A 17,289-nucleotide genomic window follows, 5' to 3' on the forward strand; every position below is an offset into this window, starting at 1 on the left:
CCCCGGCATTGCGGGGACCCAATAGTAAACATGCTCTGACCAGGTTAACAGAAGACTTACAGCCGTTTTTCCAGCAAATGCGCTCTCATCAACTCCGATGCCATCTGCGCATCCCCTTTTTTAATATGAAGCAGTATTTCCCTCTGTTTTGCCGCCGTATCAAGAAAATACTGACGATCGTTCGCAGGTAACGACTCCCTTGTTTTCTCAAAATAAGTAATGAGGACATCAGAGAAAACCTGCAGCACCCGGTTGCCACTCGCCTGTAGCAAGAGCAAATGAAAATCTCTATCGTGACGATCGGCCACCTGGGGGTTATCCGCATTCTCTTCAATAAGCCTTAGCTCATTTTCAAGTTTGGAGAGCATCGCCGGAAAAATTCTACGCGTTGCCAGAGGGATAATCGCGCACTCAATCAGGATCCTTGCCTCTGTAAATTCTGTGATATCAAACCCAGACAAATCAAACTGCATTAACAACTGGTGATTTATGTTGTGCTGTTCCAAATTCTTCAAGACGCTGCCACGACGAGGAGAACGTTCCAACATTCCCATCTGTACCAGTGTGCTGAGCGCCTGACGAACTTTATATCTTGATGTATTAAAACGAACGGCAAGCTCAGTTTCAGTTTCAATGCGACCATCAGCATTGCGGTTAGCATCATCAAGCAGATAATTTTTAATACTTTCAAACAGTTCGTTTTTGTTATCCATAAACACTCTCGGATTAAAGTGCTGCAAAACTGATGAGTATAAATAATCTAATAAGTTAGATTGCTTAATATACTGTTATGGTAAGATTATAGCCCCTATTATTCAAATTATACCAAGCCATTTGTTAATAAAAAGGAATTAATTATGGTGTTATTCGTAACTCAGTTTGCGATAGTACTTATATGTATCGGTATAGGTGGGCGTTTTGGTGGGATTGGCCTGGGGGCTGCTGGCGGGTTAGGACTCGCTATCCTGACTTTTGGTTTTGGACTCCCTCCCGACTCACCTCCTTTCACTGTTATTTCTATTATCCTTGCGGTTATCACTTGCATCACAATCCTCCAGGCGGCTGGCGGGCTTGATTTATTCGTTACGATGGCAGAACGGATCCTCAGAAAGTGGCCGGGCGCGATCACTTTCCTCGGCCCCGCAGTCGCTTACCTTTTTACTGCTATCTGCGGAACAGGATATGTTGCCTTTTCGGTTTATCCAGTCATTGCTGAAATTGCAGCAGATGCCAGGGTACGGCCAGAGAGGGCCATGTCGATGTCAGTAATCGCTGCCAATTTTGGGCTTATTGCCAGCCCGGTCAGTGCGGTCGTAACAGGGACAATTGCTGTCCTTGCTGGATTACATGTCTCTGCTTTAGATATCTTGTTAGTCACCGTTCCCGGAACGTTCCTTGGCTGCGTTGTCGGCTGCCTGTTCGTCTTTAAAAGAGGTCATGAGCTTAAAAATGATCCGGAATTCCGACGCAGGGTTGCTGAAGGTGAGTTTGAATCAGTAAAAGCTGAAGAGCGAACAGCCAATATAGTGACAAAAGAGGCGAAGAGAGGATTGCTGATTTTCCTTACCGGTATCATTCTGGTCGTTCTTATGGGTTCAATTCCTGAATTACGTCCTGAGTGGAATAACGGTACCGGAATGGAGCGTATGAGTATCCCTACCACGCTGCAAATAGTTATGCTGACAACAGCATGTATTATTATGATGGTATGTCGAATTTCTCCGTCAAAACTCGATTCAGGTTCTGTTTTTAAAGCTGGTCTTGTAGGTGTTGTCGCCATATTTGGTCTGTCATGGATGATGAACTCCTTTTTTGAGGCATGGCACGAATTATTTAACACGGCTTTCCACGGTTTCCAGAATCCAGTCTTGTTCGGCATTATTGTTTTTGGTCTTTCAGCCGTAATTTATAGCCCCGCAGCGACTGCTGTAGCGCTACTCCCCGCTGGCGTGTTAATGGGATATCCGGCAGAAACCCTGGTCGCCCTGCTCCCGCTGACTTGTGGATCATTCATTATTCCAGGGGGGGCACAGATTGGCTGTGTGGCGTTTGATCGTACCGGGACAACTCGAATTGGCAAGTATGTGGTTAATCACAGCTACATGCTACCTGGTCTTGTCACCGTTGTAGCATCAACTCTTTTTTGCTTCCTTTTTTCAAAAATGCTGATGTAGTGAGAGAGCAATTTAATTGTGGTAAACCTTTTCTTCATGGCATCCCCCCTGAATGAATTCAGAGAGGATGCCTGGTACTCACTTCTGAATAGCACCACTGCAATTTTCCATAGAATGTACTTTACAGAACAACCTGAGCAATGAGATAAGCAAAAATTACCTGGGAGATAACCATCACAAAGCCCGGACGAATATAGCTATGGTTGACAACAAAGCGTCCAATCTTTGTGGTACCTGTTCGATCAAATGCAACACAGCCGATTTGATTTGCTCCAGGTATAATAAAGTCACCACAGGTACAAGCAAAAATAGCGATAAGAAACGGGGCTGGAATACCTAAGGTAACACCGAGTGGCATGATGGCAGCTACCGTCGCCGCCGGGCTCATAATGACCAGCGAGAACAAGAATACAACCACACCAAATAGCATTGGTGCATCATTGACAATGCCACCAAAAACCTTAATCAGTTCTGGCTGATAGGCATCAAAAAACGTCGCTGTCATCCATGAAACACCGAGTATTGCTACCACTCCCATCAAACCTGCACGGAAGACTGAGCCGCTATTCAAGGTACTACTTGGTACTTTACTGACAATCATAATAAACAACGCGGCTGTCAACATGACCATCTGAATAACCATTGGGGTTGACAGTCTTTTTCCATCCCAGGAAGGGAGTAACTCAGTAAAAGAACCTAAAATAAGTACCAGTACCACACCAATCGCAAAGATAACGACACCTTTTTTAGCGCCCGCTGAAGCAACAAATTCTTTTTTCTGCTCAGTATGCATGAACTCATATTCGCCAGCAGCAACTCTCCTCTGGAATTCCGGATCATCCTCCAGCTCTTTTCCGCGTTTATAAACTGAAAAGCTGGTAACAATAGCTGCCATAAAGAATGATGGGAGAGCAATCGTCAGTATTTGCCCAAGGCTAATCCCGGCATATTCATGCAGAATAGCCAGCATCCCCGCGGTTGCCGCACTCATCGGACTGGCAGCAACCGCGACACTGGCCGCAATAACCGTTGCGGACAACGCTCGCTCCGGACGGACCTTTGCTTCAGCAGCAACTTCAGCGACAACCGGATACAAAGAGAAAGCAACGTAAGTAGTCCCACAGAATAACGTAAATATGGAAGTTAATATGGGGGCAACAAAAGTAATTGCCTGTGGTTTTTTACGGAGTAATTTTTCAGCCACGCGCACAAGATAATCAAGCCCACCAGCGGCCTGTAATACGCTGACAGCGCCAATCACACAAATAATAATTAGCATTGCAGTAATAGATGGTGCGGAGGGTTTAAGTCCAAAACCCAGAACTAATATTGCAACACCAAGTCCTCCACCAGCACCCAGCCCCATTCCGCCATAACGCCCGCCTATACCAATACAGGCGAGTACAATAAATAATTGTATAAAAAATAAAGCATCCATTTTTCACCTCAAAGCGTCTCCCGGATATTGCATCCGGGAGATATTAATTACTATGCTCGGGATTAGTTTAAATATGATTTAGCAATTTCGATCTGTTTTTTAACAGCATCAGTCCCTGTGCCACCATAAGACATTCTTGATTTAATACATGCTTCGAGAGATATACTCTCATAAATATCATTTTCAATTTTATCATCAAATGTGTGGAATTCATCCAGAGTAAGCTCTTCCAACATTTTTCTATGTTTTATACAGTAATTAACAGCACTGCCAACAATATGGTGAGCTTCTCTAAAAGGAATGCCTTTACGAACCAGGTAGTCAGCCATATCGGTTGCGTTTGAAAATCCTCTTGCCGCTGCGCTGCGAGTATTATCTGAAAGAATAACCATTTTTTCGAGCATCGGCGCCATAATTTTCAGACTGGTCTGTAAGGTATCCATAGAGTCATAGACCTGCTCTTTATCCTCACTCATATCAGTATTATAGGCCAGAGGGATACCTTTCATAATGGTCAACATCGCCATTAGATTTCCGTACATACGCCCCCCTTTGCCGCGCATTTTTTCAGCCACGTCGGGGTTTTTCTTCTGTGGCATGATGCTGGAACCGGTACAGAAATCATCTGAAAGCTCGATAAACTTAAAATCCTGACTTGAGAATAAAACCAGTTCTTCTGACAAACGGGTAAGATGCATAAAGCACATAGCAGCGGCGGCAGTGAATTCAACCATATGGTCACGATCGCTGACAGAATCAATACTGTTTTCAGTCGGTTTGTCAAAGCCAAGCTCTTTAGCCGTGAAATCACGATCAATGGGGAAAGTAGTACCGGCAAGGGCTGCTGAACCTAAAGGGCATTCCCCCATGCGTTGATAAAGGTCTGCAAAACGAGTCCAGTCACGGCGTAACATCCAATAATATGCCATTATCCAGTGCGACAGAAGAATAGGCTGACCGGTCTGTAAATGAGTATAGCCAGGCATGATCGCATTAATGTTATTTTCAGCCTTGCTGATAATAACTTTTTGTAGATGAACGATATCCTGCTGAATTTCACGAATAGTCGATCTCATGTGCATTTTCGAATCGACAGTCGTCTGGTCATTACGACTGCGGCCAGTATGTAGCTTCCCGCCAACAGGACCAATTATTTCTGTCATACGTCTTTCTATCGCCATATGAATATCTTCATCAACGGTATCAAAAACGAATTGCCCGTCCTCAATCTCTTTATTAACTTGCCTTAACCCGCCAATAATCGCATTCGCTTCATCCTGCGTGATAATCCCCTGACGGCCCAACATAGTGGCGTGAGCAATACTCCCCTGAATATCAAAAGGGCAGAGACGTTGTTCCAGCATAATTGTCGCATTATAAGATTCGACCAGTTTATTTGTAGGCATATCAAAACGCCCACCCCATAATTTTGTAGACATAAAACCTCCAATGACCCTTTGTTGCAAAATGGTTAAATATAAATTCCGTTATTTTTCGGTCATTTTCAGATTACAAGACAGTCATTTTAATTGTCAACAAATGAAGGCATTAAATCAATTTATAGCGGAATTAATTACACTTATTACTTATTTTGTTTTCATAAATTGCATTAAAAAACCTGATCTTCCTCACATTTAAATTGTGATTTAATTCAGATATATTCAGAATTTTTAAAGTAATAAATTGGTATTAATAGTTTATTAATTCTAAATAATTCCATTTAATACCGTTGTCATAACCGAGAAACTGGCAGGTAAATAATAATGAACGTGGGAGGTGATTTTTCAGGATGAGCGTCAACGCGAGTGCATTATCAGAATAGCGGACGTTGGGTGATTCGGGGGAGAGCTATATTGTGCCAGATGGCGGCATCAGCGCCATCTGGCATCAAAAAATTACAGGGCCAGCAAACGATCCAGCGATGGCGCGAAATAATAGCCGCCGGTCACCGGTTTAGTGAAGCGCAGCATCGCGTCGCGCTTGCCGTCAGTGTCGCCAAACATGCTCAGCAGTTGCTGCTCGATGTTGTGCAAACGGGCGCAATAGGCACAGAAATAGAGGCCGTGCGTACCGCTGGCGGTACCGTATGGCAGGCTCTGGCGCACAATTTTCAGTCCTTTACCGTCTTCTTTGAGATCGACGCGGCTCAGGTGAGAGGTAACCGGACGGTCATCACCGTCGATCTCTTCGTTGGCTTCCTTGGTACGCCCAATCATCATTTCCTGGTCATGAATGCTCATGCGGTTAAGCTGCTTCAGGTTATGTTCCCAACGCTGCACAAACACATAGCTACCGCCAGCATCCACGCCATCTTTAATAACCGCGACTTCACGGCGCGTTTCAACGCCTGCCGGGTTTTCCGTACCGTCAACAAAGCCGCTGAGATCGCGCTCTTCAACCCAACGGAAACCGTGGATCTCTTCTTTGACTTCAATACAGTCGCCAAAGGCTTCCATTGCCGCCTGTGCAACGGAGAAATTCACGTCATGACGCAAAGAGAGAATATGAATCAGCACATCATACTGGGTAGCTGGCGCAAGACCTTTACCGTAAGGGATAAAGTCTTTTAACTCTTCTGCGCCAACGCCGCCGCTCAGTGTACGCCAGGTGTTGTTGCCAAAAGCAACAACCGCGCCCAGATGCGCATCCGGGAACTTCGCTTCAAAGGTCGCCAGCTTATCGGCGAAGGTTTTGCTGGCCCCACGCAGGGCCTCAACGTCGCCTTTAACATTGGCTTCAATCCAAATCGCCGCACGGCAATGTTCTGGCAAAATGCCACTCTGAACCTGAGACATTGTTCCTCCTGAAAAAAAAGATGCCACGACATCGTGGCATTGATGGGCGCTATTCTACCTGTTTTTTTAACAAGCCGATTTGTTCAGACGCAAATTAACGCCGCCAGATAATTTTGCTTACTTTCCATGCTTTCAACGTATCGTCAGACGGCATTAAGCCCTCAGGCCCGCTCCACTCACCGGAAAAGACGTAGCTAATATGTTGACTTCCTTCTGCTTTACATTCAACACCCGCGCTGTCATCGCCAGTCGCCTTCTGACAATTACCAAAGGCTTTAGTGTAAAGGTCGCTAAACGGTGTACCGATTTCGACACCCGCAGAAGAGGGAATATCGCTGTCGACTACATCAATACGGCTAATCGTTCCCTGATTGCCATTGATAACCATCGCCAGCTTGTCATCTTTCATCGCTTCATAAAAGCGCACCACATTACCGTTATCGGTCTTCATCCCGCTACGCAGGCGGTAATCACCGTCCAGCGCATCAGCAATGTTTTTTTCATCCAGCGGGGTTGCGCCAGTTAACGCTCCGACGCCCTGCTCAGTGACCTGCGTTGAAGAACCAAACCAGTTCCACGGATTGGCGGCAGACCAGTTCACCGATGACAACGTTGAACACCCGGTCAATAGCAGCGGCATCGCGCATAAAGTCAAACGCAGTGATTTCATTTCACTTCCTTCCTTATTTATCAACGTTGCTTGGAGTCCGGTTTCGCCAAAAAGTGCCGTTATTCTTTCTCGAGGGAAAAACAGGCGCGCAGACGTTGATTAGTTAACAGCCAGATCAGCGCAACGACATCCGCCACCAGCAGCGCCAGCCCGACGCCGTTGACCGGATCGCCTGCCAGCCACATCACCGGCTGCCAGCACAGTAGCACCAGTTGAGCGAGGATCAGTAATCCTCGCAGCCAGCGCCATACCACCGGAAACGCAAAGCGTCGCCCGCTGAGTAAAAATGCCAATACCGCAGGAACGCCGGGAAGCAAACCCAGCCAGAAAGCGTCGTGATCGGGATAAAACAGATTCAGCAGCGTGTTGCCCTGCTCACGGGAAGAACCAGCAATCACAAACAGAACCCAGGTGCGCGCCTGCAGCAGCAGCACGCACCAGAAGAGAAAAGGCAGGCGCAGACGCCCATGAGCGTCATAGTCGGCCGGATGAAACTCAGTACTCTTCATCTTCGATCAAACGCTTGCCCAGATTGAGTACATCCGCATGTTCATAGCCCAGACGTTCATACATACCCTGTACGACGTCATTATCGTCACGCACCATGATTTGAATCTTCGGACAACCGCGGGCAATGAGCTTTTTCTCCAGCCGGTTGAGCAGCGCATTGGCAATGCCACGACCGCGAAACTCAGGATGCACGCCCAGGTAATAGGCCGAGCCGCGATGCCCGTCATATCCACCCATCACCGTACCGACCACCTCGCCATTCACTTCAGCGACCAGGAACAAGCTGACGTCATGATTGACTTTACGCTCAATGTCCATTTCAGGGTCGTTCCATGGACGCAGCAGATCACAGCGCTCCCAGAGGGTGATCACCTCTTCGAAATCTTCCTGGCGAAAAACGCGTATTTCCATGGTATTGGTTACCTTTTCAGGACGTTAAAAAGCGATTATGGCGCGAACGGCTGATTTAGCCAATATCTGACGCGAAGCGGCGGAAAAAATGGCATAATACGGAATTGTCACGTATTGAAATGAAAAGTAAAACAATTCTTATCCCGATCCGTCGCAACGGACAACGCGATACGATATAACGTTTAGAACCTTTTTTTACAACTCAGGCCGTATGAGCACTTTTAAACCACTAAAAACACTCACATCGCGCCGCCAGGTGTTGAAAGCCGGGCTGGCCGCCCTAACGCTGTCAGGCATGTCGCAAGCCATCGCTAAAGAAGAAGCGCTTAAGACCAGCAATGGACACAGCAAACCGAAAGCGAAAAAAGCCGGCGCTAAGCGCGTTGTTGTCCTTGATCCGGGTCACGGAGGGATTGATACCGGCGCAATTGGTCGCAATGGGTCGAAGGAAAAGCACGTGGTACTGGCGATTGCCAAAAACGTGCGCTCGATTCTACGCAACCAGGGGATTGATGCGCGCCTGACGCGCTCCGGCGATACATTTATTCCGCTTTACGATCGCGTCGAGATCGCTCATAAGCATGGCGCTGACCTGTTCATGTCGATCCACGCCGATGGTTTTACCAATCCGAGCGCTGCAGGTGCGTCGGTCTTTGCGTTGTCCAATCGCGGTGCCAGTAGCGCCATGGCGAAGTATCTGTCCGATCGTGAAAACCGGGCCGATGAAGTGGCCGGGAAGAAGACCACCGATAAAGACCATTTGCTGCAGCAGGTGCTGTTCGATCTGGTGCAAACGGATACCATTAAAAACAGCCTGACGTTAGGCTCGCATATTCTCAAGAAGATCAAGCCGGTACACCGTCTTCACAGCCGCAGCACGGAACAAGCCGCCTTCGTGGTGCTAAAATCACCATCAATTCCGTCGGTACTGGTCGAAACCTCGTTCATTACCAACCCGGAAGAAGAACGTCTGCTGGGTACGGCGGCATTTCGCCAGAAAATCGCCACCGCTATCGCCAATGGCATCATCAGCTATTTCCACTGGTTTGATAACCAGAAAGCACACTCGAAGAAACGTTAACCATGAAGCCCGATGCACAGCGCGTAAAACAGTTCCTGCTCAGCCTGCAAGATGATATTTGCCAGCAGTTATCCGCCGTAGACGGCGCCGAGTTTGTTGAGGATAACTGGCAACGTGAAGCAGGCGGTGGCGGGCGCAGCCGGGTGCTGCGTAACGGCGGTATTTTCGAGCAAGCGGGCGTCAACTTCTCCCACGTTCACGGCGAGGCAATGCCGGCCTCGGCTACCGCCCATCGCCCCGAGCTTGCGGGACGCAGCTTTGAGGCCATGGGCGTCTCGCTGGTGGTACATCCGCAGAATCCCTACATTCCGACCAGTCACGCCAACGTGCGATTTTTTATCGCGGAAAAACCGGGCACTGACCCGGTCTGGTGGTTTGGCGGCGGCTTTGACTTAACGCCCTACTACGGCTTTGATGAGGATGCGGTTCACTGGCACCGCACGGCGCGAGATCTGTGCCAGCCGTTCGGCGAAGACGTTTATCCCCGTTACAAGAAGTGGTGCGATGACTACTTCTTCCTCAAGCATCGCAACGAACAGCGCGGCATTGGCGGGCTGTTTTTCGATGATTTGAATACGCCGGATTTCGACCACAGCTTCGCCTTTATGCAGGCGGTAGGTCAAGGCTATACCGAAGCGTATCTGCCCATCGTTGAGCGCCGCAAAGCAATGAACTGGGGCGAACGTGAACGCAATTTTCAGCTTTACCGTCGCGGACGCTATGTGGAATTTAACCTGGTGTGGGATCGCGGCACGTTATTCGGTCTGCAGACCGGCGGCCGTACGGAATCGATTCTGATGTCGATGCCGCCGCTGGTGCGCTGGGAGTATGACTGGCAGCCGGAAGCGAACAGCCCGGAAGCCGCCCTTAGCGCGTTTATTCAGGTTCGCGACTGGGTGTAACCCCAGACAATACCAGCCCCCAGGCCGGATAAAACGCATTTGCGTCGCATCCGGCACATTCATCGCATCATGCCCACTGGCGCATGCGCTGATGCAGCGTCAATGAAGGTTTTTCCGCAAACAGCTGCTGGTAGTCGGTGGCAAATTGCCCTAAATGCCAGAATCCCCACTGCATCGCGGCGTCTTTCACCGTCGTACTCTGCGACCACGGGCTTATCAGCTCCCGACGTACGGCGTTCAGGCGAATGCGTTTTAACCAGGCATTCGGACCGATACCAAGGATCGCGTGAAAGGCGTTTTGCAACGTCCGACGGCTGACGTGCAGTTGATTACACAGATCGAGCACGGTCAGCGGTTCTGACATATTTTCCAGCACATATTCCCGCGCACGCGACAGCAGGCGACGATAGCTCTGATGGCTGATGCTCTCAGCCGTGATAATCGGCTGCGCCTCTTCCAACATAGTGCCCATCGCCAGCAGCAGGTTATCGCCCAGCACTTTGCGTACCGCAGGTTGATGGAGGTTTTCCGGATTTTCGCTAAACGTCGCCAGCGCCTGCTGCACAAAGCCCCATAACGCGGCTTTGTGTTGTTCTTTAACTTCCAGCGCCGACTGGTTGCGCAGCATATGCAGCACTCTTTCCGGGTTATGCAGGAAGTTGGCCTGACGGGCAATCGCCTCTTCCGAAATGACGACACCCAGAATGGTGTAATCATCCGGCGTACTCAGTTCAAACTCTGTCCCGCCAGGGCGGGTGGCAATTTCAGCGCTCCCCAGACACTGGGTGCCAATAAATCCCTGTTCGCCGCGCGTGGCCGGAATACCAAACCAGAAAGAGTTCGGCCAGACAAGACACGACTGACGTAACGCCAGTCCGGTGTATTCACGGAACACCTGAATATCATCGAGCAGGATTTCCGTGAACTCGCCATGAAATTTTCCCGGATGTAACTGGTCGTAGATCTGCTGCCATGCGGTAATCGTCAGCGCATGCTCATACACATCCGTTGTTCGCCGCTGGTGAACGTTGTCCACCTCCACTTTCGGCGTAAGTTTAACGTCTTCGGGTAATGCTTCATGATAAAGATGGTGCAGGTTTGCAGTACGGTTCTTTTTCATGATCTTTTAAGCCGGAAGCTTCAACGAAGCCCCCGGCCCTCCGACAGGTTAATTTTTTAAGCGATAGCGACTACTGCGTTTACGCAACGCTCCGTCAGAAAAGAGCTGTTCCAGCGCCTTTCTGGCTTCATCAAGTGACCAGCCAAAGTGGGCAGCCACTTCCCCTGCCGTCATTCCTTGACGGACCGATGCCAACAGCGTCAGAAGTTGATCAGAGGATTCAGGCGTCAACGGAGCGTCCTGCGTCTTCTGCGTTTTTACATCTGTTTTCACTTCTGGCTTCTGTTCTGGTTTCTTCGGCTGGCGCTTAAAACCGCCGATCAGCCACTGGGTATCATCGTCCGGTCGGCCGATTTCCTTACGGCTGATAACACGGCCTGTACGCGCAGCAGCGGCGCTACCGGCATCCAGCGCTGCGCGGCACGCCGCCAGATCGCCTTCCACCACCAGCGTCAACCGGCCAGGATCGAGCACTTCGTGGCTAAGCAGGCGCACGTTCGCGGCTTTCAGCATGGCATCCGCCGCATCCACGGCTGCGACCATGCCATCCACTTCCAGTAATCCCAGTGCATTGATCATCACAACCTCTCTTACGCGCGCTGGATTGGGTTACGGGCAATATCCAGAACGGCATCGGCAAAGGCGTTACATGCAGCTTTACAAGCGGCCTGGCTACCGGTCATAAACGCAGCCGAATAGTTGGTTTCTGACGGCGGCGGAACGTAAGTCACCAGTTGTACATCAGCCGATTTCAGCGCAGCATCAATACCAAATGTCGCTTCCAGCGGCGGCGCCACCAGATACGCCATCGGATCGCCAAGCCGGCATCCTGCGGTCGCCGAGAGATACGAGCCGGTACGCGAAACCACATGCGCCAGGAAGGCGGTATCTTCTGCGTCATTCGCCCACTGAAACGCCGCGCCGCTTTCAATATTGGCTACCATCGCGTCCAGACCTGCACGAACTTCTGCCGGGTTGGGTCCACCGAGCATAATCAGCACTTCACCCGAAGTTGGAGAGGGACTGTGCGCCGCGCCGGCATACAGCGAGCGGCCATAAACCACTTCCACCATTGCCTGTTTTGTCGCTTCGTCTGCGGCAATATACGCCACGTCATCAGAATCTGCTGTGATGAGTCCGAGGCTACGTATATGTGGCGGTAATTTAAGTTCACGGGCAAAACCGTCATTTACCGAGGCAATCACGCGCATTGCGGTGACTGAAGGTCTAATCAAATCTAATGCTGGCATGATGCCTCCTTAACGGGTCATATTGATGCCGGAGGCTTTTTGCTCCAGCATGCGCTTGGCCAAATCCACAATGACCGCCGCCGCTTCAACCGGTGGCGTACCGCCCTGGTGAATGTTCGAGATACAGGTACGGTCAGCTTCAACGGTCGTCGCCACACGCGGCGAATAGACGGCGTAGCAAGAAAGGCTTTCCGACTGGCCCAGGCCCGGACGTTCCCCAACCAGCAGGATCACCGCTTTCGCGCCCAGCAGTTCGCCGATCTGATCTTCGATTTTCACGCGACCATAGCGAACAAAGAACGGCGTCCCAACCTTCAATCCGGCCTGTTTTAAGCCAGACAACAGCGGCGGCAGGATCTCTTCGTAGTTAGCGGTGATAGCGTCCGTAGACAGGCCATCAGAGATAATCACCTGCACATCCGGGTTCATTACACACTGTGATTTCAGCGCTTCAATGGCTTCCGCACTCAGACGGCGCCCCAGATCCGGACGTGTCAGATACAGGTTTTTGTCACTGATTTCCGAGCGCACTTCCAGCAGCCCCTGGGCTTTTACCCACTCTTCCGGCACTTCTTTCAATACCGTATCTTTCGAACGCGAGTGGTCGGCCAGGAAGCGCAGCAGCGCCTGGGTACGCGGACGTGGACCGGCTCGACCGGTACATACACGCGCCGCAGTGCTGCGACGCAGTTCAGTCAACACCTCTGCGCGGTGCGGATTCTCAACGCCAATCCACGCTTTAGCCTCGGCTGAGCCTAAATCCATCGCACAGCTTTCACCGGTCGGCGCGGCGCACTGGGTGGCGCTGCATTGCGCTTGTGCTGCCGGCGCTTGCGCCTGCGGCTGCGACTCACCCATTGACGCCATCACGCTGCGTACAATTTCTTCAATCTGTTTTTGATCCATCGTGTGTCATCCCCGCGTCATCAGAAGAACAGTGACGGATCGCCCGCCCGTTTGGTCAGGCGACCGTTTGCCATAATGCCCATGGTTTCCAGCCAGCGTTCAAACTCCGGCGACGGACGCAGGTTCAGCAACTGGCGCACGGTCGCGGTGTCGTGGAAGGCGGTGGTCTGATAGTTGAGCATGATGTCGTCACCGAGCGGCATGCCCATGATGTAGTTGCAGCCAGCGGTGGCGAGCAGAATCATCAGGTTTTCGTTGAGGTTCTGGTCAGCATCAGCATGGTTGGTATAGCAACAGTCGCAGCCCATTGAGATGCCGCTCAGCTTGCCCATAAAGTGATCTTCCAGACCCGCGCGAATAATCTGACGGTCGTTGTAGAGATACTCCGGCCCGATAAAGCCGACAACGGTGTTCACCAGGAACGGATCGTAGTGACGCGCCAGACCGTAGTTACGTGCTTCCATCGTCACCTGATCGGCGCCGAAGTTAGCGCCAGCGGAGAGCGCAGACCCTTGTCCGGTTTCGAAGTACAGGCAGTTTTCCCCGGCGATACGGTTAAACTCAGCGCCCACTGCACGCGCTTCATCCAGCATGGCCAGCTCAACGCCAAACTCTTTTAAGCCTTTCTCGCTGCCGCAGATACTCTGGAAAATCAGCCCGCCCGGCGCGCCGCGACGAATGGCTTCGATCTGGGTAGTAACGTGCGCCAGGACGCAGCCCTGGGTCGGGATATTGAATTTGTCGATGACGCCGTACACGGTATCAAGTACGCGGCTTAAGTTTTCCACGTCATCGGTTACCGGGTTAACGCCAATCACCGCATCGCCCGCCCCGAAGGACAGCCCTTCGTAGATTTGTGCCGCAATACTCTGCACGTCATCACGGGTGTCGTTCGGCTGTAAACGACAGCTGAAGGTGCCCGGCAGACCAATGGTGGTGTTGGCCTTTTTGATCACCGGCATTTTCTTACCGCCGTAGATCAGGTCCGCGTTAGAGCAGATTTTTGCAACCGCTGCGACCACTTCCGACGTTAATCCTTTGCGCGTAAACGCAATGTCATCAACGGAGGTTTCATCGCTCAGCACGTACTCGCGCAGCTCGCTGATACTCCAGTTTTTGATGCGGTTATAGGCCGTTTCGTTGACGTCGTCCTGAATCAGACGCGTCACGCAGTCCTCTTCATAGGAAATCACCGGGTTGTTGCGGATATCCGCTACCGTCATTTCCGACAGCACCTGTTTGGCCGCCACTCGCTCTTGCGAACTGGTTGCAGCTACCCCTGCCAGCACATCCCCCGAACGCAGTTCGTTGGCTTTTGCCAGCACCTCTTTAACATCCTTAAACTGATAAACATTGCCGAACAATGTGGTCTTTAGTTTCATAAGTCGTTCCCTCAGGAAGGAAATGCGAGTGATTTCACCGTCACCGGCACAACCGATCCGCCAAAAAGAGGCGTACCAATGTCGATATAGTCCCCCGCCCGGACAACCACCTCATCGATGACTGCCAGCGGGTGTTGCTGTAACTGTGGGCGTAACAGCATGCCCAGGGCTTTACCAAAATCCTGCTCGGCTACCACCAGCAGGGGATGCGGATTCGGATGGCGCGCGACAAAGGCCAGTAGCGCATCAATAACCGTTAACAGCGCGGCGTAGCGCACCGGCAGCGAACCGGGTAGCGCCAGCACGTAAGCGTCTGTTTGCGGGTCCAGATCGAGCTGCATCAGCGCTTGTTGCCAGGCGGCCACCAAATCAGCCTCATCAACCGGAATCGCCACCGGCAGATTGCGCAGCGGAAGCGCCACACCTTCCAGCCAGATGGTGCTGCCCGAAAGCGACAGCGTATGCGCACCGGCACCAATCACCGTGGCGCGCACGGTTTGCGCCGGGAACTGCACGTTCATCTCACGCAGACGCGGATGTTCATGCAGCGCCGTCGCTAACAGCGGCCCAATATCGGAAAAACAGAATGGATCGGCAGGCTGGTTGCGGTAGCACTCGCCCACCCCGCCGGACAACGTAATCACTTCCGGCTTCACACCCGTCGGCAACAGACCGGTTTGCATCAGCGCCTGCGCCAGCGGTGACAGCGTGCCGTCAATCACCTCAACGATCAGCGCCGCCATCCGTCGGGCCACCTGAACAAGCTGCGCCGCATTGAGGGTCCGGGCGCCGGTGCCTGGACCAAATACGTCATCAACAATCATCTGTCCTGGCTGATGCGCATGCACCACCCGCCCCTGACCGTCCGTTTCCAGCAGCCGTCCGCCGACGTTCAGGCAGGCCGAACCGCTGACTTTTCCGGCATCGAACAGGACGTAGTTCGACGTCCCGCCACCGATGTCGATATTCAGTACGCGGCACAACTTCTGCTCTGACAGGGTTTGAGCCCCTGCGCCGTGACCGGCAATCACTGATTCCAGATGCGGACCGGCGCTGGCAACCACGAAGTCCCCCAGCGACTGAGAGAGCGTCATCACCGCAGGTCGCGCGTTGCGGGTTTTGGCACTTTCTCCGGTGATGATGATCGCGCCGGAATCGACGGTCTCAGGCGCAATTCCCGCCGCCTGATACTGGGCGAGGATCAGCGCCTTAAGTTCGGCCTCTTTCAGCCCGCCCTGCTTATCAACGGGGGTAAAGAACACCGGGCTTTGCCAGCTAATTTCGCGTTTGATGAATTCGTAACGCGGCACCTGCGACACTGCCGCACGGTTGACCAGCTCAAGGCGCGAGAAGATGACCTGAGTGGTGGTGGTGCCGATATCGATACCGACGCTGAGTAGCTGGCGAGTATTCACGATTGCGCCTCCGGGTTGGTTTCTGCTGGTGCCGGAACATCTTCGTCTTTCGGTACCAACAGCATAGCCACACCAATCGCCGTCACGCCGCCAATCAGCTTGCCGACAATCATTGGGAAGATCATCGCGTTCATGTTGGCCGCGGCGAAACCTAAGTGGTCACCCAGTGCGAAGGCTGCGGAGACCGCAAAAGCGCAGTTGATCACTTTGCCGCGGGTATCCATATTCTTCATCATGCCGAACATTGGGATGTTGTTCGCCAGCGTCGCCACCATGCCCGCAGCCGCAATGTTATTGATTTTTAACAGGTTACCAACGCTCATCAGCGGCTTTTCAAACCAGCGGGTCAGCAGCAGTACCATTGGGTACGCACCCAGCAGCACGCAGGAGATAGAACCGATAACTTCGATGGCGCGCATCACTTCACCCGGCTTGTCACCCGGTGCCATGAAGATAGGATCAAGACCCGGAATCAGTTCCCAGCCGAGCAGGAATTTGATCACCGCTGCCGCCAGACCGATGGTGATCAGCGCCACCAGGAATTTCGCGAAGATCTGGAAGCCGTTGATCATTTTTTCCGGGATGAATTTCAGTCCCAGCGCCACCAGCACGGCAACGATCAGCACCGGGATCATGTTCATCAGGATCAGTGCGAAGGTGAACTCCACCGGCTGCCCGTTGATTTCGACACCGGAGTACATCGCGATCAAACCACCCGCAATACAGCCAATCGGAATGGTGACGATCCCAGCCAGCACGCCCAGCGCCAGATAACGACGGTCGGACGGCTCAATAATCCCCAGCGCAACCGGAATAGAGAAGACCAGCGTCGGCCCCATCATCGCCCCGAGGATCAGGCCGGAGTACAGCCACGCCGCAACGTCGCCGCCCGCCAGTTCCTTCGCCAGGAAGAAGCCGCCCATATCGCACGCCAGCAGCGTTCCGGCAAACATCGACGGGTTAGCACCCAACATTTCGTACAGTGGAATAATCACCGGCCCGAGCACATGCGCCAGTACCGGTGCCAGCGCGGTCATACCGACCATCGCCAGACCCAGCGCGCCCATCGCCATAAAACCTTCTTCAAACTGGCCGCCCGATCCCTCAATACTCTTCCCGAACTTACCGAGGAAGCGTGCCGAACCGCCGAACTGCGACAGGATCCTGTCCACGGCGGCAATCAGCATAAAGAACATCATGATGTACATGATGATTTCGTTAATTCCCATAACCTT

Annotated in this window: 17 protein-coding genes; 3 read left to right on the plus strand and 14 right to left on the minus strand. The window is 51.9% G+C overall.

The window, feature by feature from the left end; genetic code table 11:
* Positions 1-56 precede the first annotated feature (56 nt).
* The gene (locus OGW44_RS04990; protein WP_016153935.1) at positions 57-713 is read right to left on the minus strand and encodes a FadR/GntR family transcriptional regulator; all 657 of its coding nucleotides are present in this window, start codon (positions 711-713) and stop codon (positions 57-59) included.
* Between the two features lie 144 nt (positions 714-857).
* Here OGW44_RS04990 and OGW44_RS04995 point away from each other — a divergent pair, with 144 nt between their 5' ends.
* The gene (locus OGW44_RS04995; RefSeq protein ID WP_185654977.1) at positions 858-2,174 is read left to right on the plus strand and encodes an anaerobic C4-dicarboxylate transporter family protein; all 1,317 of its coding nucleotides are present in this window, start codon (positions 858-860) and stop codon (positions 2,172-2,174) included.
* A gap of 121 nt (positions 2,175-2,295) precedes the next feature.
* Here OGW44_RS04995 and OGW44_RS05000 read toward each other — a convergent pair whose 3' ends face one another.
* From OGW44_RS05000 to OGW44_RS05025, 6 genes are all read right to left on the minus strand, one after another.
* A complete protein-coding gene (locus tag OGW44_RS05000) occupies positions 2,296-3,612 on the minus strand; it encodes an anaerobic C4-dicarboxylate transporter family protein (RefSeq protein WP_016153937.1) in 1,317 nt (438 codons plus the stop codon).
* 62 nt (positions 3,613-3,674) lie between these two features.
* Complete coding sequence (gene argH, locus OGW44_RS05005) at positions 3,675-5,051, minus strand: argininosuccinate lyase (RefSeq protein ID WP_047416385.1); 1,377 nt, start codon at positions 5,049-5,051, stop codon at positions 3,675-3,677.
* A 456-nt stretch (positions 5,052-5,507) separates the two neighbouring features.
* Positions 5,508-6,407: a porphyrinogen peroxidase gene (gene yfeX / locus OGW44_RS05010; protein WP_016153939.1), complete on the minus strand. Its 900-nt coding sequence runs from the start codon at positions 6,405-6,407 to the stop codon at positions 5,508-5,510.
* Positions 6,408-6,501: 94 nt separating this feature from the next.
* The gene (locus tag OGW44_RS05015; protein ID WP_016157097.1) at positions 6,502-7,077 is read right to left on the minus strand and encodes an RpoE-regulated lipoprotein; all 576 of its coding nucleotides are present in this window, start codon (positions 7,075-7,077) and stop codon (positions 6,502-6,504) included.
* A 59-nt stretch (positions 7,078-7,136) separates the two neighbouring features.
* Complete coding sequence (locus OGW44_RS05020) at positions 7,137-7,586, minus strand: DUF2919 domain-containing protein (RefSeq protein WP_016157098.1); 450 nt, start codon at positions 7,584-7,586, stop codon at positions 7,137-7,139.
* Positions 7,573-7,998: a GNAT family acetyltransferase gene (locus OGW44_RS05025; RefSeq protein ID WP_003038048.1), complete on the minus strand. Its 426-nt coding sequence runs from the start codon at positions 7,996-7,998 to the stop codon at positions 7,573-7,575. The genes OGW44_RS05020 and OGW44_RS05025 overlap by 14 nt, the downstream gene beginning before the upstream one ends.
* 211 nt (positions 7,999-8,209) lie before the next feature.
* On the opposite strand from OGW44_RS05025, the gene amiA reads away from it, so the two are divergent.
* Positions 8,210-9,079 carry an N-acetylmuramoyl-L-alanine amidase AmiA gene (amiA, locus tag OGW44_RS05030; protein ID WP_016153942.1) on the plus strand — a complete coding sequence of 290 codons (870 nt, stop codon included), beginning with the start codon at positions 8,210-8,212 and terminating at the stop codon, positions 9,077-9,079.
* Between the two features lie 2 nt (positions 9,080-9,081).
* Positions 9,082-9,981, plus strand: coding sequence for an oxygen-dependent coproporphyrinogen oxidase (hemF, locus tag OGW44_RS05035; RefSeq protein ID WP_185654976.1), 900 nt, complete (start codon positions 9,082-9,084; stop codon positions 9,979-9,981).
* A 67-nt stretch (positions 9,982-10,048) separates the two neighbouring features.
* Here hemF and eutR read toward each other — a convergent pair whose 3' ends face one another.
* From eutR to eutH, 7 genes are read right to left on the minus strand one after another with little or no spacing between them, the layout of a single operon-like run.
* The gene (eutR, locus tag OGW44_RS05040) at positions 10,049-11,101 is read right to left on the minus strand and encodes an HTH-type transcriptional regulator EutR (protein WP_016153944.1); all 1,053 of its coding nucleotides are present in this window, start codon (positions 11,099-11,101) and stop codon (positions 10,049-10,051) included.
* 48 nt (positions 11,102-11,149) lie between these two features.
* Positions 11,150-11,680 carry an ethanolamine utilization microcompartment protein EutK gene (gene eutK / locus OGW44_RS05045; RefSeq protein WP_016157100.1) on the minus strand — a complete coding sequence of 177 codons (531 nt, stop codon included), beginning with the start codon at positions 11,678-11,680 and terminating at the stop codon, positions 11,150-11,152.
* An 11-nt stretch (positions 11,681-11,691) separates the two neighbouring features.
* Positions 11,692-12,351 carry an ethanolamine utilization microcompartment protein EutL gene (gene eutL / locus OGW44_RS05050; protein WP_016153946.1) on the minus strand — a complete coding sequence of 220 codons (660 nt, stop codon included), beginning with the start codon at positions 12,349-12,351 and terminating at the stop codon, positions 11,692-11,694.
* A gap of 9 nt (positions 12,352-12,360) precedes the next feature.
* The gene (eutC, locus tag OGW44_RS05055; protein ID WP_049270086.1) at positions 12,361-13,257 is read right to left on the minus strand and encodes an ethanolamine ammonia-lyase subunit EutC; all 897 of its coding nucleotides are present in this window, start codon (positions 13,255-13,257) and stop codon (positions 12,361-12,363) included.
* A gap of 20 nt (positions 13,258-13,277) precedes the next feature.
* Positions 13,278-14,639, minus strand: a complete 1,362-nt coding sequence (gene eutB, locus OGW44_RS05060) for an ethanolamine ammonia-lyase subunit alpha (protein ID WP_003038029.1) — start codon at positions 14,637-14,639, stop codon at positions 13,278-13,280.
* Positions 14,640-14,650: 11 nt separating this feature from the next.
* Positions 14,651-16,054 (minus strand): ethanolamine ammonia-lyase reactivating factor EutA, encoded by a 1,404-nt coding sequence (gene eutA, locus OGW44_RS05065; protein WP_185654975.1) that lies wholly within the window; start codon positions 16,052-16,054, stop codon positions 14,651-14,653.
* Positions 16,051-17,283 carry an ethanolamine utilization protein EutH gene (eutH, locus tag OGW44_RS05070; RefSeq protein WP_016153950.1) on the minus strand — a complete coding sequence of 411 codons (1,233 nt, stop codon included), beginning with the start codon at positions 17,281-17,283 and terminating at the stop codon, positions 16,051-16,053. The genes eutA and eutH overlap by 4 nt, the downstream gene beginning before the upstream one ends.
* Positions 17,284-17,289: the final 6 nt, after the last annotated feature.

This window comes from Citrobacter sp. Cb023 (assembly GCF_030336805.1).
Taxonomy (GTDB): domain Bacteria; phylum Pseudomonadota; class Gammaproteobacteria; order Enterobacterales; family Enterobacteriaceae; genus Citrobacter; species Citrobacter braakii.